Annotated in this window: 17 protein-coding genes and 3 tRNA genes; 2 read left to right on the top strand and 18 right to left on the bottom strand. The window is 69.2% G+C overall.

Annotated elements, in window-relative coordinates; genetic code table 11:
• Positions 1-87 precede the first annotated feature (87 nt).
• The 8 genes from rplL to AB0F18_RS04030 all read right to left on the bottom strand — a co-directional run bounded on the left by rplL (position 88) and on the right by AB0F18_RS04030 (position 5,322).
• Positions 88-474: a 50S ribosomal protein L7/L12 gene (gene rplL, locus AB0F18_RS04065; RefSeq protein ID WP_079429292.1), complete on the bottom strand. Its 387-nt coding sequence runs from the start codon at positions 472-474 to the stop codon at positions 88-90.
• Between the two features lie 110 nt (positions 475-584).
• A complete protein-coding gene (gene rplJ, locus AB0F18_RS04060) occupies positions 585-1,115 on the bottom strand; it encodes a 50S ribosomal protein L10 (RefSeq protein ID WP_042818555.1) in 531 nt (176 codons plus the stop codon).
• A gap of 261 nt (positions 1,116-1,376) precedes the next feature.
• Positions 1,377-2,273 (bottom strand): hypothetical protein, encoded by an 897-nt coding sequence (locus AB0F18_RS04055; protein WP_362054825.1) that lies wholly within the window; start codon positions 2,271-2,273, stop codon positions 1,377-1,379.
• A 164-nt stretch (positions 2,274-2,437) separates the two neighbouring features.
• Positions 2,438-3,166: a 50S ribosomal protein L1 gene (gene rplA / locus AB0F18_RS04050; protein WP_362054823.1), complete on the bottom strand. Its 729-nt coding sequence runs from the start codon at positions 3,164-3,166 to the stop codon at positions 2,438-2,440.
• Positions 3,167-3,254: 88 nt separating this feature from the next.
• Positions 3,255-3,689: a 50S ribosomal protein L11 gene (rplK, locus tag AB0F18_RS04045; protein WP_042818558.1), complete on the bottom strand. Its 435-nt coding sequence runs from the start codon at positions 3,687-3,689 to the stop codon at positions 3,255-3,257.
• Positions 3,690-3,860: 171 nt separating this feature from the next.
• Positions 3,861-4,778 (bottom strand): transcription termination/antitermination protein NusG, encoded by a 918-nt coding sequence (gene nusG / locus AB0F18_RS04040; protein WP_362054821.1) that lies wholly within the window; start codon positions 4,776-4,778, stop codon positions 3,861-3,863.
• Between the two features lie 84 nt (positions 4,779-4,862).
• The gene (secE, locus tag AB0F18_RS04035) at positions 4,863-5,144 is read right to left on the bottom strand and encodes a preprotein translocase subunit SecE (RefSeq protein ID WP_045945273.1); all 282 of its coding nucleotides are present in this window, start codon (positions 5,142-5,144) and stop codon (positions 4,863-4,865) included.
• Between the two features lie 105 nt (positions 5,145-5,249).
• Positions 5,250-5,322: transfer RNA gene (locus AB0F18_RS04030), tRNA-Trp, on the bottom strand.
• 191 nt (positions 5,323-5,513) lie between these two features.
• Here AB0F18_RS04030 and AB0F18_RS04025 point away from each other — a divergent pair.
• Both AB0F18_RS04025 and AB0F18_RS04020 read left to right on the top strand, forming a co-directional pair.
• On the top strand, positions 5,514-6,740 hold the full coding sequence (locus AB0F18_RS04025) for a pyridoxal phosphate-dependent aminotransferase (protein WP_362054819.1): 1,227 nt from the start codon (positions 5,514-5,516) through the stop codon (positions 6,738-6,740).
• A 138-nt stretch (positions 6,741-6,878) separates the two neighbouring features.
• Positions 6,879-7,898 (top strand): adenosine deaminase, encoded by a 1,020-nt coding sequence (locus AB0F18_RS04020; RefSeq protein ID WP_362054817.1) that lies wholly within the window; start codon positions 6,879-6,881, stop codon positions 7,896-7,898.
• On the opposite strand, the gene AB0F18_RS04015 is transcribed toward AB0F18_RS04020, so the two are convergent.
• From AB0F18_RS04015 to AB0F18_RS03970, 10 genes are all read right to left on the bottom strand, one after another.
• On the bottom strand, positions 7,888-8,304 hold the full coding sequence (locus AB0F18_RS04015; protein WP_362054815.1) for a hypothetical protein: 417 nt from the start codon (positions 8,302-8,304) through the stop codon (positions 7,888-7,890). The two genes, AB0F18_RS04020 and AB0F18_RS04015, sit on opposite strands and share 11 nt — an antisense overlap.
• Position 8,305: 1 nt before the next feature.
• A complete protein-coding gene (locus AB0F18_RS04010; RefSeq protein ID WP_362054813.1) occupies positions 8,306-9,406 on the bottom strand; it encodes a UDP-N-acetylmuramate dehydrogenase in 1,101 nt (366 codons plus the stop codon).
• Positions 9,407-9,805: a DUF3291 domain-containing protein gene (locus AB0F18_RS04005; protein WP_362054811.1), complete on the bottom strand. Its 399-nt coding sequence runs from the start codon at positions 9,803-9,805 to the stop codon at positions 9,407-9,409.
• 131 nt (positions 9,806-9,936) lie between these two features.
• Complete coding sequence (locus AB0F18_RS04000) at positions 9,937-11,382, bottom strand: DHA2 family efflux MFS transporter permease subunit (protein ID WP_362054809.1); 1,446 nt, start codon at positions 11,380-11,382, stop codon at positions 9,937-9,939.
• Positions 11,383-11,463: 81 nt separating this feature from the next.
• Complete coding sequence (locus AB0F18_RS03995; RefSeq protein ID WP_362054807.1) at positions 11,464-12,042, bottom strand: TetR/AcrR family transcriptional regulator; 579 nt, start codon at positions 12,040-12,042, stop codon at positions 11,464-11,466.
• A 124-nt stretch (positions 12,043-12,166) separates the two neighbouring features.
• Positions 12,167-12,595, bottom strand: a complete 429-nt coding sequence (locus tag AB0F18_RS03990; protein ID WP_045945265.1) for a MaoC family dehydratase — start codon at positions 12,593-12,595, stop codon at positions 12,167-12,169.
• A 1-nt stretch (position 12,596) separates the two neighbouring features.
• Entirely contained in the window at positions 12,597-13,049 is a 453-nt protein-coding gene (locus AB0F18_RS03985) for a MaoC family dehydratase N-terminal domain-containing protein (protein ID WP_351878454.1), read from the bottom strand.
• Positions 13,050-13,182: 133 nt separating this feature from the next.
• A complete protein-coding gene (gene rpmG / locus AB0F18_RS03980; RefSeq protein ID WP_003956487.1) occupies positions 13,183-13,347 on the bottom strand; it encodes a 50S ribosomal protein L33 in 165 nt (54 codons plus the stop codon).
• Between the two features lie 89 nt (positions 13,348-13,436).
• Positions 13,437-13,512: transfer RNA gene (locus AB0F18_RS03975), tRNA-Met, on the bottom strand.
• 48 nt (positions 13,513-13,560) lie between these two features.
• Positions 13,561-13,633: transfer RNA gene (locus AB0F18_RS03970), tRNA-Thr, on the bottom strand.
• Between the last annotated feature and the right edge of the window lie 203 nt (positions 13,634-13,836).

Genomic DNA, 13,836 nt, shown 5'->3' with positions numbered 1-13,836 from the left:
CAAGTCAGGCACTGCGAATACGCCAAAGGGCGACCACCCTTACGGGTGATCGCCCTTGGTTGAGGCCGTCAGGCGGCCTCAGAGGTGTTACTTGACCTCGACCGAGGCGCCAGCGGCCTTGAGGGCCTCAGCGGCCTTGTCAGCGGCTTCCTTGTTGGCCTTCTCGAGGACCGGCTTCGGGGTGCCGTCGACGAGGTCCTTGGCCTCCTTCAGACCCAGGGAGGTCAGCTCGCGCACGACCTTGATGACCTGGATCTTCTTGTCACCGGCGGCGGTGAGGATGACGTCGAACTCGTCCTTCTCCTCGACCTCGGCAACGGCGCCGGCGCCGGGGGCACCCGGGGCGGCAACGGCGACGGCCGCGGCGGCGGTGACGTCGAACTTCTCCTCGAAGGCCTTCACGAACTCGGAGAGCTCGATGAGGGTCATCTCCTCGAACTGAGCGAGCAGGTCTTCCTGAGAGAGCTTCGCCATGATGGGCGATCCTTCCACTAATTCGGCAGGTGCCGGATGTATAGAGAGGCGGGCGTAACGGCCCGCTACGACCCACGCACTAGGCGGCGTAGATCAGTGCGCGAGCCGAATTACTCGGCACCGCCCTGCTCGGCGAGCTTGACGCGAAGCGCTTCCGCAGTGCGGACGAACTTCGACGGCAGCGCCTGGAAGAGCGAGGCAGCCTGGGACTGCTTGCCCTTGAACGCGCCGGCCAGCTTGCTGAGCAGAACCTCGCGGGACTCGAGGTCCGCAAGCTTCTTGATGTCATCGGCGGACAGCGCCTTACCATCAAGGACACCGCCCTTGATGATCAGGTTCGGGTTCTCCTTGGCGAAGTCACGAAGACCCTTGGCCGACTCCACCGGGTCACCGGTGATGAAGGCGGCACCCGTCGGACCAGTGAACTGGTCGTCGAGCGAGGTGATCCCGGCGTTGTTAGCCGCAATCTTGGTCAGCGTGTTCTTCACCACGGCGTACTGGGCGTTCTCACCGAGCGAACGACGCAGCGTCTTGAGCTGCTTCACGGTGAGACCCCGGTACTCGGTCAGCACAACGGCGTTCGAGCTGCGGAACTTGTCCTCAAGCTCGGCTACGTCGGCAGCCTTGTCGGGCCTTGCCATAGAGCGTCGGCCTCCTTCCGGGTGATGAGGACCGCTCAGAAGGGGCTGACATACAAAACGCCCCGGCGCAGGCGCCAGGGCGTAGCTCAACCGGAAAAATTTCCAGGAACGATTCCACAGTCACCTGCGCGGGTCGTCCGCAGTAGCGGATCCTTCGGCCACCGCACCCTGAACGGGCACAGCAACGACCAGCGGTCTTTGGCTTCTGTGGAAGCGTACGCGAACGTTCCCCCGTCAAGCAAATCGACCTATTCGGGCAGGTCAGCCCTGACCGGAGCCCTTGCCCAGCTCGGCGAGGTCCATGACCTGGTCGGCCGGCGGGGCGGCGACGTCGACCGGCTTGTTGAGGTCCAGGACCTTGATCGTCATGTCCATCGGGCGCTTGGCCGCCTCGGCGCGCATGCGGAACTGCTTGGTGTGGTCGCTCTCGTCGATCCACATGTCCATGTTCATGCTCTTGATGCCCTCGCCCTCCATCTTCTGGATGGACTTCTCCTGGCGCTCCTTGGCCTCGGGCGTGGCGGTGGCCAGGGAGGCCCGCATCTGCTCGATGGTGACCGTCCCGGAGACGTGCTTGGTCTTCACGCCGTCGATGGTCTCCTCGCCGACGGTCTTGAGGTCCTTGGCCGTCAGCATGTCACCGGCACGGTCCCCCGGGTTCTCGGCGGAGCTGCCGGAGCCGGCGCCGAGGCCGTCCAGCTGCTTGGCGGCCGCCGGGTCCAGGCTCTTCAGGTCGAACTTCAGCCACTTGCCCTCGGAGCCCATGAACATGGCCCCGTCGAGCAGACGGACCTCCACCGACCCGCCCTCGCCGGGCGAGGCCATCTTCATCGACATGGCCACGGACGGCTTGATCCGCATGGAGGCCTCGCCGGAGATCTGCTGGCCCGCACTGGTGCCGGACATGGAGTAGTGGAGCGAGGTGATCTCCTCGTTCTTCTTCTTCACCTTCTCCAGGTACGCGGCCGGCGTGGCCCCGGCCGCCCCCTGAGCGGGCTTGCCGGCCTCCGGGGCGCCGGTGGACGGCGCCGCCGACCGGGCGGCCCCCGCCTTGCCCGCGTCGTCCTTCTTGCCGCCCTCGCAGGCGGTCGTGGCGCCGCCCACGAGCAGTACGGCGGCCAGCGCGGCCATGGCGGTCTTCTTGCGGTGCACGAGCATGGAGTCCCCACCCCTGGTGTGATCGATGAACTGTGCCGACCGTACGGTAAAGGAACGGGAAAGTCGTTCGAATATCGGTCACGTTGGGTTAACGAAACGGGCCCCTCCGTCTCCCGTGAGGGAGGCGGAGGGGCCCGTTCAGCCAGAAGGGCGAGCCGTCAGGCTCAGACCGCGGCCGGGTCTTCCTCGACGAGGAGGTTCCGGGTGCGGTTGGAGTCCAGCTGGATGCCGGGGCCCATCGTGGTGCTCAGGGCAGCCTTCTTGATGTAGCGGCCCTTGGCGGCGGACGGCTTCAGACGGATGATCTCGTCCAGGGCCGCCGCGTAGTTCTCGACCAGCTGCTCGTCGGTGAAGGAGACCTTGCCGACGATGAAGTGCAGGTTCGAGTGCTTGTCGACGCGGAACTCGATCTTGCCACCCTTGATGTCGGTGACAGCCTTGGCGACGTCCATGGTGACGGTGCCGGTCTTCGGGTTCGGCATGAGACCACGCGGACCGAGCACGCGGCCGAGGCGGCCGACCTTGCCCATGAGGTCCGGGGTCGCCACGACGGCGTCGAACTCGTTCAGGCGGTTGCCCTTGGCGATCTCGTTGATCAGCTCGTCGTCGCCGACGATGTCGGCGCCGGCGGCTTCCGCGGCCGCAGCACGGTCACCGGTCGCGAAGACCAGGACCCGGGCGGTCTTACCGGTGCCGTGCGGGAGGTTCACGGTGCCGCGGACCATCTGGTCGGCCTTGCGCGGGTCGACACCCAGGCGGAAGGCAACCTCGACGGTGGCGTCGAACTTGGTGGTGCTGGTCTCCTTGGCGAGACGGACGGCCTCGAGGGGAGCGTAGAGCTTCTCCCGGTCGACCTTGGCGTCCGCAGCGCGGAGAGTCTTGCTGCGCTTCACTTCTGCTCCTGTGTAAGTGCTTCAGGCATGGAGTCGTGGTACGGGCCAGCGCTTGGCCCTACCACTGGGGAACTGCGAGGGGGCTGGATCAGCCCTCGACCGTGACACCCATGGAACGGGCGGTGCCGGCGATGATCTTCTCGGCGGCGTCCAGGTCGTTCGCGTTGAGGTCGGGCATCTTGATCGTGGCGATCTCGCGGACCTGGTCACGCGTGAGCTTCGCGACCTTGGTCTTGTGCGGCTCGCCAGAGCCCTTCTCGATGCCCGCGTGCTTCAGGATGAGGCGCGCGGCCGGCGGGGTCTTGGTGACGAAGGTGAAGGAACGGTCCTCGTAGACCGTGATCTCCACCGGCACGACCATGCCACGCTGCGACTCGGTCGCGGCGTTGTAGGCCTTGCAGAACTCCATGATGTTGACGCCGTGCTGACCGAGCGCGGGGCCGACCGGCGGAGCCGGGTTGGCCGCACCGGCCTTGATCTGGAGCTTGATAAGCCCCGTGACCTTCTTCTTCTTGGGAGGCATTGCTCTCTCCGGGTCCTAGTGAGAGTTTTCCAGCCGCCTTCCGGTCATCCGGATGGAGGCATACCGCACCACGATAACGGGTATCGGTGCGGGGCTAAAAACCGAGCAGGTCAGACCGCCTTTTTCGGGCTGGTCTGACCTGTTTCGGAAGCGTCGCTCAGAAGATCTGGATCAGTTCTTCTGGATCTGGTCGAAGCTCAGCTCGACCGGGGTCTCGCGGCCGAAGATCTCGACGAGGCCCTTGACCTTCTTCGAGTCCGGGTTGATCTCGTTGATCGTCGCCTGGAGCGTCGCGAACGGGCCGTCGGTGACGGTGACCGAGTCGCCGACCTCGAAGTCCAGGACCTCGATGGTGCGCTTGACGGCGGGAGCCGGCAGGCCGGCCTCCTCGGCAGCCTGCTTGGCGGCCTTCTCCTGCGCCTCCGGGGCGAGCATCTTGACGATCTCGTCCAGGGTCAGCGGGTACGGGTCGTACGCGTTGCCGACGAAGCCGGTGACGCCGGGGGTGTTGCGGACGACGCCCCAGGACTCGTTCGTCAGATCCATGCGGACGAGAACGTAGCCGGGCAGCTTGTTCTGCCGGACGTTCTTGCGCTCGCCGTTCTTGATCTGGACGATCTCTTCCTCGGGCACCTCGGCCTGGTAGATGAACTCCTCGACGTTCAGCGAGACGGCACGCTGCTCCAGGTTCGCCTTCACGCGCTTCTCGTAGCCCGCGTAGGTGTGGATCACGTACCACTCACCGGGGAGCAGGCGCAGCTCGTCGCGGAGGGCCTGGATCGGGTCGACGGGCTCGGCGGGGGCGGCCTCCTCGGCCTCCTCCTCGTCCTCGGCGGCGGCCTCGACGTCGCCCTCGTCCTCGGCGTCCTCGTCGGCTTCCTCGGCGTCGGCCTCGTCGGCCTCGTCCGCGTCGGCCTCGTCGTCGGCGTCCTCGACGTGCAGCGCGGCTTCCTCGGCGGCGGTGCCGGCCTCGGCGTCGGCGAGCTCAACCTCGTCGGGGTCCACAGCGTCTGCCGCCTCGACGATGTCGAGCTCGTCCTCGACGGACTCGACGGAGTCGTGGCTCGCGTTCAGGTTCGGGTCAGACACGGTGGCTGCTTCTTCCTGGATACAAAAGGTGGTGGAACATGCGAAAACGGGCGGCACCCATCAAGGCGCCGCCCTCCGCGGGGATCAGCCGAAGACGAACTTGATGGCTTCCTGGAACCCATAGTCAATCACGGTCACCAGACCGATCATGATGACGACGAAGACAATCACCACGGTGGTGTACGTCGTGAGCTGGTTGCGAGTGGGCCAGACGACCTTGCGGAGCTCCGCGACGATCTGGCGGTAGAACAGCGCGAGGCGGCCCAGAGGGCCCTTCTTCCCGCGCTTGCCACCCTTGCGGGCCTTCTTCTCGCGAGTGTCGCTGTCGGCGTCAGGCATGTCGATGGAGCCCAGGGCGTCCGTCACGTCTCTCACCTGAATCCGGGTCGTGGCCGTAGCCGCGCCCGGTTGCGCCGCACGGCGTTGCATCGAAATACGTACCTGCGCACACGTCCGAGAAGGAGTGTGAAGCAGGGCCGGAGGGACTCGAACCCCCAACCGCTGGTTTTGGAGACCAGTGCTCTACCAATTGAGCTACGACCCTTTGTGTTCCCAACCTACCGCATCCGGACGAGTGCACGGAGTGCTCGCGCCCTGGGGCGTTTGGTGAGGACCAACGACAGCAGAGCATACGTGGTCCTGGGCCTGACGTCGAACAGAAGACATCCGGACCTCCTCCGTCCGGTGACTGAAACGTTGTGCGGGGCCTCCGGAGCGTCTGGGACGATTGGCCGCATGACCTCTGCAACGCCTTCCTCCGAGCGCCGGGTGTCCGCCCGTATCGGCGCCATCTCCGAGTCCGCGACCCTCGCCGTCGACGCCAAGGCCAAGGCCCTCAAGGCCGCCGGGCGCCCGGTGATCGGCTTCGGCGCGGGCGAGCCCGACTTCCCGACCCCGGACTACATCGTCGAGGCGGCGGTCGCGGCCTGCCGCGACCCGAAGTTCCACCGCTACACGCCGGCGGGCGGCCTGCCCGAGCTCAAGAAGGCCATCGCCGCCAAGACGCTGCGCGACTCCGGCTACGAGGTGGACGCGTCGCAGGTCCTGGTGACCAACGGCGGCAAGCAGGCCATCTACGAGGCCTTCGCGGCGATCCTCGACCCGGGCGACGAGGTCATCGTCCCGGCCCCGTACTGGACCACGTACCCGGAGTCGATCCGGCTGGCCGGCGGTGTCCCGGTCGAGGTCGTCGCCGACGAGACCACCGGCTACCGGGTCTCCGTCGAGCAGCTGGAGGCGGCGCGCACCGAGCGCACCAAGGTCGTCCTGTTCGTCTCCCCGTCCAACCCGACGGGCGCGGTCTACAGCGAGGCCGACGCGAAGGCGATCGGCGAGTGGGCCGCCGAGCACGGCCTGTGGGTGATGACGGACGAGATCTACGAGCACCTGGTCTACGGGGACGCGAAGTTCACCTCGCTGCCCGTGCTGGTGCCGGCGCTGCGCGACAAGTGCATCGTCGTCAACGGCGTCGCCAAGACGTACGCCATGACGGGCTGGCGCGTGGGCTGGGTCATCGCCCCGCAGGACGTCATCAAGGCCGCGACCAACCTGCAGTCGCACGCCACCTCCAACGTCTCCAACGTGGCCCAGGTCGCCGCGCTGGCCGCCGTCTCCGGCGACCTGGAGGCCGTGGCCGAGATGCGCAAGGCCTTCGACCGCCGCCGCCAGACGATGGTCAAGATGCTCAACGAGATCGACGGCGTGTTCTGCCCGACCCCCGAGGGCGCGTTCTACGCGTACCCGTCGGTGAAGGAGCTGCTCGGCAAGGAGATCCGCGGCAAGCGCCCGCAGACCTCCGCGGAGCTGGCGTCCCTGATCCTCGACGAGGCCGAGGTCGCGGTCGTCCCGGGCGAGGCCTTCGGCACCCCCGGCTACCTGCGCCTGTCCTACGCCCTGGGCGACGAGGACCTGGTCGAGGGCGTGACCCGCATCCAGAACCTCCTGGCCGAGGCCAAGGCGTAACCGTCACCCGATCGGAGCGGCGTCACCCCACCGGGGGCGGCGCCGCTCCGGCGTTCCCGGTGTCAGATTCACGTTCGAGCAATGTCCCGTTCAGGTAATCCGCTGCCATTCGGGTGACCGATGCGGCAGGATCACCAGATGGAGCACGTACGCGATCTCACGCTTCTGCCGAAGGCCCACCTGCACCTGCACTTCACCGGCTCGATGCGCCCGTCGACCCTGCTGGAGCTGGCCGACAAGTACGGCGTCCGCCTGCCCGACGCCCTGACCGCCGGGGAGCCGCCCAAGCTCCGGGCCACCGACGAGCGCGGCTGGTTCCGCTTCCAGCGCCTCTACGACGCCGCCCGCTCCTGCCTGCGCGAGCCCGAGGACATCCGGCGTCTGGTCCGCGAGGCCGCCGAGGAGGACGTGCGGGACGGCAGCGGCTGGCTGGAGATCCAGGTCGACCCCACCTCCTACGCCCCCCTGCTGGGCGGCATGATCCCGGCCGTCGAGATCATCCTCGACGCCGTCGACGCGGCCTCCCGCGAGACCGGGCTGGGCATGCGGGTGCTGATCGCCGCCAACCGCATGAAGCACCCCCTGGACGCCCGCACCCTCGCCCGGCTGGCCGTCCGTTACGCCGATCGGGGGATCGTCGGCTTCGGGCTCTCCAACGACGAGCGCCGCGGCATGGCCCGCGACTTCGACCGGGCGTTCGCCATCGCCCGTGAGGGCGGCCTGCTGGCGGCCCCGCACGGCGGCGAGCTCACCGGCCCCGCCTCGGTCCGCGACTGCCTCGACGACCTGCACGCCGCCCGCATCGGGCACGGCGTCCGGGCCGCCGAGGACCCCCGGCTGCTGAAGCGGCTGGCGGACCGGCAGATCACCTGCGAGGTCTGCCCGGCGTCCAACGTCGCCCTCGGCGTGTACGAGCGGCCCGAGGACGTGCCGCTGCGCACCCTCTTCGAGGCCGGGGTGCCGATGGCACTGGGCGCGGACGACCCACTGCTGTTCGGGTCCCGGCTGGCGGCCCAGTACGAGATCGCCCGCCGCCACCACGCCTTCACGGACGCGGAGCTCGCCGAGCTGGCCCGTCAGTCGGTGCGGGGTTCGGCGGCGCCGGAGGAGGTCAAGGCGAAGCTGCTGGACGGGATCGAGCACTGGCTCACCGGGTGAGCCGCAGGTCCCCTTGGTGGCAGTCGGCCCGTACCCGGTGTCCGTCGGGGAAGCCGATCTCCAGGTGGGTGCGGCCCTGCTCGGGCAGGGCGAATTCGGCGACCGATTCGACGGTCTGGCCGAGGTGGCGCAGGAACGGGTGCTCCCCGAGGTCCTCGCCGACCTCGATCCGGCCCCACTCCCCCAGGTCGTACGGCTCGTGGGGCGGGGCGGACTCGACGATGAGGCACTGGTCGGACCCGGTGGTGATGCGGGTGGACTCGCCGGCGCTGTCGATCAGCCAGACGTCGAGGGGGGCCTCGGAGCGCTCGCCCTCGCAGATGTGCCAGGACGCGACCACCCGGCTGATCCGGCGTCCCACGAGGCGTGTGGGGTCCGTGCCGGCCCCGTGCAGGGGGCAGTTCATCTCAGAGGCGGACGCCGACCGTCACCGGCTCGTTGACGAGGGTGACGCCGAAGGCCGCGTGGACCCCGGCGACGACCTCGCGGGCCAGGGCCAGCAGGTCCTCCGTGGTGGCCTCGCCGCGGTTGGTGAGGGCGAGGGTGTGCTTGGTGGAGATGCGGGCGGGGCCGGTGCCGTAGCCCTTGGTGAAGCCGGCCTTGTCGATCAGCCAGGCCGCGCTGGTCTTCGTACGGCCCTCGCCGGCCGGGTAGGCGGGCGGGGCGGTGTCGGGGCCGAGGCGGTCCTCGACGCGCGCGAGGAAGGCGGCGTAGGCCTCGGCGGTGAGGATCGGGTTGTGGAAGAAGGAGCCGGCGGACCAGGTGTCGTGGTCGGCGGGGTCGAGGACCATGCCCTTGCCGGCGCGCAGGCGCAGGACGGTCTCGCGGGCGACGGCGGCCGGGACGCGGTCGCCGGCTTCGACGCCGAGGGCGCGGGCCGTCTCGGGGTACTTGACGGGGGCGGAGAGGCCGCCCGCGTCCTCCAGGGCGAAGCGCACGCGCAGGACGACGTAGCGGTCGGGCTGGTCCTTGAAGAGGCTGTTGCGGTACCGGAAGGCGCAGTCGGCGGCGGCCAGGGTGACGGTCTCGCCGGTGGTGCGGTCGTAGGCGACGACCTCGGTGATGGTGTCGCAGACCTCCTGGCCGTACGCCCCGACGTTCTGGATCGGGGTGGCGCCGGCGGAGCCGGGGATGCCGGCGAGGCATTCGATGCCGGCGAGGCCGGCCTCGACGGTGCGGGCGACGGCGTCGCTCCAGTTCTCGCCGGCGGCGAGCTCCAGGGTGGTGCCGTCGAGGGTGAAGCCGGTGGTGGCGATGCGCAGGGCGGTGCCGTCGAAGCCCTGGTCGCCGATGACCAGGTTGCTGCCGCCGCCGATGACCAGGAGCGGAGTGCCTGCGGCATCCGCGGCGCGGACGGTTTCGACCACCTCGGCGTCGGTGGTCGCGGTGACCAGCCGGGCCGCGGGGCCGCCGAGGCGGAAGGTGGTCAGCGGGGCGAGGGGGGCGTCGTGGAGTTCCTGCACGTGGACAAGAGTACGGTCCGTCCCCCTCGCATCCCGGCGGGGCACTCAGTGGCTCTGTTTCGGCTCGGCCAGGCGGCGCTCGGCCTCGGCCCAGGTGAGGGGGAGTTCCGAGGCCGGAACGGTCCAGTAGGTGAAGGCGGATTCCTTCATGTAGGCGCTGGCCGCGCGGGAGCTGGAGCGGTGGGGCTCGCTGCGGGCGAAGCGGTAGAGGGCGTCGCGGTCCTCCCAGGCGGAGAGGGTGAGGAAGGTCCGGCCGAGGACGCGGGCGCGGAGGGCGGCGCCGTGGGCGCCGGGGGCCTTGCGGATCTGGCCGATGATGCCGGGTGCCTTGAGGAAGAACTTGAAGGCGCCCGCGAGGGTGGCGGTTTCGAAGCGGGAGGCCATGACGTAGACCTCGGCGTCGGGGGCGGGGGCGGTGGGGGTGATCCAGGGGATGTCGGGCATGGCTGGGCTCCTTCGCTTTGGTTCGGATCCAGGTCGGGCCGCGCGGGGAGTAAGGGGTGACAGCGCCCCTTGGGTCGTACGGATCGTAATGGGCCGTACCGGTGTTTGGGTAGTACATGGCGGGCTGGGTTTCAGCCGGCGGCGGTCACCTCGGGCATGGGGGCGGACGGGGTCGCGGCGGCGGCCGGAGCCGGGGAGGGCCGCTTGGAGCCGCGGGGCAGCAGCAGGGCGAGCGCGGCGGCCAGGGCGACCGCGGCGGCGCCGATCCACAGGGCGGGGACGGTGCCGTCGGTGAAGGACTGCGGGGTCTCGTAGCCGCCCCGGGCGGAGAAGACCGAGGCGAGGACGGCGACTCCGAGGGCGCCGCCGACCTCGCGGAGGGCGTTGTTGGTGCCGGAGGCCCTGCCCTGGTCGGCGGGGGCCACGGTGGACATGAGCACGTGGTTGGCCGGGGCGAAGTAGAGGGACATCCCGATCCCGCTGAGGACGAGCGCCGGGAGCTGGGCGGCGTAGGAGACGCCGGGGCTCAGGACCGTCGCGAACCAGCCGAGGCCGATCGCCTGGAGGGCGAGTCCGGCGACGACGACGGGGCGGCCGCCGATCCGGTCGGCCAGAATCCCCGCGAGGGGGGCGACGATCATGCCCATGCCGGTCCAGGGAAGCATGCGCAGGCCGGCTTCGGTCGGCGAGTAGCCGGCGACGCCCTGGAGGAACTGGCTGAGCAGGAAGATCGACCCGAACATGCCGAGGTACATCAGCAGGCTGGCGAAGTTGATCCCGAAGAAGCCCCGGCTGCGGAAGAGGCGCATGGGGAGCATGGGGTTGGCGTTACGGAAGCCGTGGTGGACGAAGCCGCCGACGAGGGCGCTGCCCGCGAGGAGACCCGTGAGGACGGGGGCGCTGGTCCAGCCGTGGGCGTTGGCGTTGACCAGGCCGTAGACGATGCCGAAGAGGCCGCCGCTGATGAGGAGGGTGCCGGGGAGGTCGAGGCGGGCGCCCGGGGCGGTGGACTCGGCGAGGCGCAGGCGGGCGAGCGGGATCAGGGCGAGGCCGATGGGCACGTTCAGCCAGAAGATCCACTGCCAGGAGATGTGTTCGGTGAGGCTGCCGCCGATGAGGGGGCCGCTGGCGACGGCCAGTCCGGTCACGGCTCCGTAGATCCCGAGGGCCGCGCCGCGGCGGGCGGCCGGGACGGCGGCGGTGAGGAGGGTGAGGCTGAGCGGCATCATGACCGCGGCTCCGGCGCCCTGGACGGCGCGGGCGGCGATGAGCTGGCCTATCCCGGGCGAGAGGGCGGCCGCGGCGGAGGCCGCGCTGAAGACGGCGAGTCCGGCGATGAAGAGCCGGCGGCGGCCGAAGCGGTCCCCGAGGGCGGAGCCGAACATCAGCAGGACGGCGAAGGTGAGGGTGTAGGCGTTCACCGTCCACTCCAGGTCCTCCAGCTTGCCGCCGAGGTCGGCGCGGATGGCGGGGAGGGCGGTGGTGACGACGAGGTTGTCGAGGGCGGCCATGAAGCTGGCGGCGCCGGTGAGGACGAGGGCCCAGACCGCGGGCCGTTGGAGCTTTTGCTGCGTCATGCTTCCCCCTGGGGTTTTGTTAGTTATTGCTGACTAACTTTCATGGGCAGAAGAAGGCCGGGCCGCGCACGGCCCCGCACCTCACACCTGGCCGCCGCCGAGCGAGCCGGCCGCCTTGTCGACGTCGCCGGGGAAGCCGTTCCAGATCCGGTGGCCGGACGGGAACCCCATGGCGGACAGGGTGTTGATGAGCATCCCCTGCGCCATGAAGACCGTGGCCTCGACCTCCCCGCCGAGCGGGATGCGGATGGTGTCCCACAGCTCCAGCCAGCCGGCCCGTACGAGCTCGCCGAGCTCACGGTCTCCGGCGGCCTCGGCGGCGGCCACGGCGACGTACATCTGGAGCTGCATCTGCAGCACCGTCGGGTCCTCGGCGATCAGCCGGATGTAGGCCTCGCCCATGGCGGTGCGGGCCTCCTCGCCGTGCAGTCCCTCGCCGGCCTCGGCGAAGACCTTGCGGGTGGTCTCCAGGCAGCGCACGGCGGCGGCCAGGAAGATCGCCTTCTTGCCCGGGAACAGCCGGAAGAGGTACGGCTGCGAGACCCCGACGCGTTTGGCGATCGCCTCCGTGGAGGTCCCGTGGTAGCCGCCGCGCGCGAACTCGTGGATCGCGGCGCGGATGACGCTCTCGCGTCGCTCGTCCGCACTCATCCTTGCCATGGATAGAAAGTTAGTACTCAATCACTAACTACGTCAAGGGGTGTGGTGCGCGGCCGGAGGAGCAGGGGGCGGGAGGGGGCGCGGGGTGGTCCCCCGCGCCTCGGCCCGCCGGTCGGGCGGCCGCTCAGGCCAGCCTGACCACCGCGCGGGACATGCCCAGGACCTTCTGGCCGGCGCTCATCGCCGTCAGGTCGACCCGTACGCGGTTGTCGTCCAGCTTCTGCGCGACCTTGGCGGTGACCTCGATCAGGGCGCCCTGGTCGTCGTTCGGGACGACGACCGGCTTGGTGAAGCGGACGCCGTACTCGACGACCGCGCCCGGGTCGCCGACCCAGTCGGTCACGACGCGGATCGCCTCGGCCATGGTGAACATGCCGTGCGCGATCACGTCCGGCAGCCCGACCTCCTTGGCGAACTTCTCGTTCCAGTGGATCGGGTTGAAGTCACCCGAGGCCCCGGCGTAGCGGACGAGGGTGGCGCGGGTCACGGGGAAGGACGCCGCGGGGAGCTCGGTGCCGACCTCGACGTCGGCGTACTGGATCTGTGCGGTCATCTCAGGCCTCCTCGGGGGCGCGGGAGACGAGCTTGGTCCACGCGGTCACCACGTGCTCGCCGGACTCGTCGTGGACCTCGCCGCGGATGTCGATGATGTCGTTGCCGGCGAGCGACTTCACGGCCTCGATGGTGGAGGTCACGGTGAGCCGGTCGCCCGCGCGCACGGGGCGGACGTACGCGAACTTCTGGTCGCCGTGCACGACGCGGCTGTAGTCCAGGCCCAGCTGCGGGTCCTCGACGACCTGGCCCGCCGCCGCGAAGGTGATGGCGAACACGAAGGTCGGCGGGGCGATCACGTCCTGGTGGCCGAGCGCCTTGGCGGCTTCGGGGTCGGTGTAGACGGGATTCGCGTCGCCCACCGCTACCGCGAATTCGCGGATCTTCTCCCGGCCGACCTCGTACGGCTCGGTGGGCGGGTAGGTCCGCCCCACGAAGGACTGGTCGAGGGCCATGGCTCACTACCTCCTGTTGAAGGGATTCCGGATCAAGGAAACGGATCAAGGAAACGGCGCAGAAACGACACGAGGCCGCCCCCTGGAAGGGGACGACCTCGTGACAGTGCCTATGCGGAGACTTCGCCAGTGATTAGCGGGTCTCGCGGTGCGCGGTGTGCGAGTTGCAGCGCGGGCAGTGCTTCTTCATCTCAAGACGGTCCGGGTTGTTACGCCGGTTCTTCTTGGTGATGTAGTTCCGCTCCTTGCACTCCACGCAGGCCAGCGTGATCTTCGGGCGGACGTCGGTGGCAGCCACGTGAGTGCTCCTTGGACGGACTATGGGACGGATGAACGCATAAAAGAGTAGCCGATCGGGAGACCGACCCCGCAATCGGCTACTGGGTGTGGTAGCGGCGACCGGACTTGAACCGGTGACACAGCGATTATGAGCCGCTTGCTCTACCGACTGAGCTACGCCGCTTTGATGAGATCCGTTCCCCGCCCGAGGGCGGGGAACCTCTCTCACCAGAGCCCCAATGCGGAATCGAACCGCAGACCTTCTCCTTACCATGGAGACGCTCTACCGACTGAGCTATTGGGGCGAGCGAGGAAGACATTACACGGTTGCGCGCCGATCGCCCAAATCCTTTGGGGGGACTGGGCTCGCAAGGACCCCGCCGGCCTTTCCCGATCGGCCGCGGGCCTCTCCCAGGCCACTTTCGGGCCCGTTTGTGTCCGGGGTCACAGGCGCACCACCCGTCACGCCGTCACGCGGGCGCGCTCGGGGACGCCGGGGCGCGTGGGC

This window comes from Streptomyces sp. NPDC029216 (assembly GCF_040648015.1).
In the GTDB taxonomy this organism is placed as follows: Bacteria; Actinomycetota; Actinomycetes; order Streptomycetales; family Streptomycetaceae; genus Streptomyces.
Note: the sequence above shows the minus strand (reverse complement) of the source record. Positions and strands in the feature narration are given on the sequence as shown.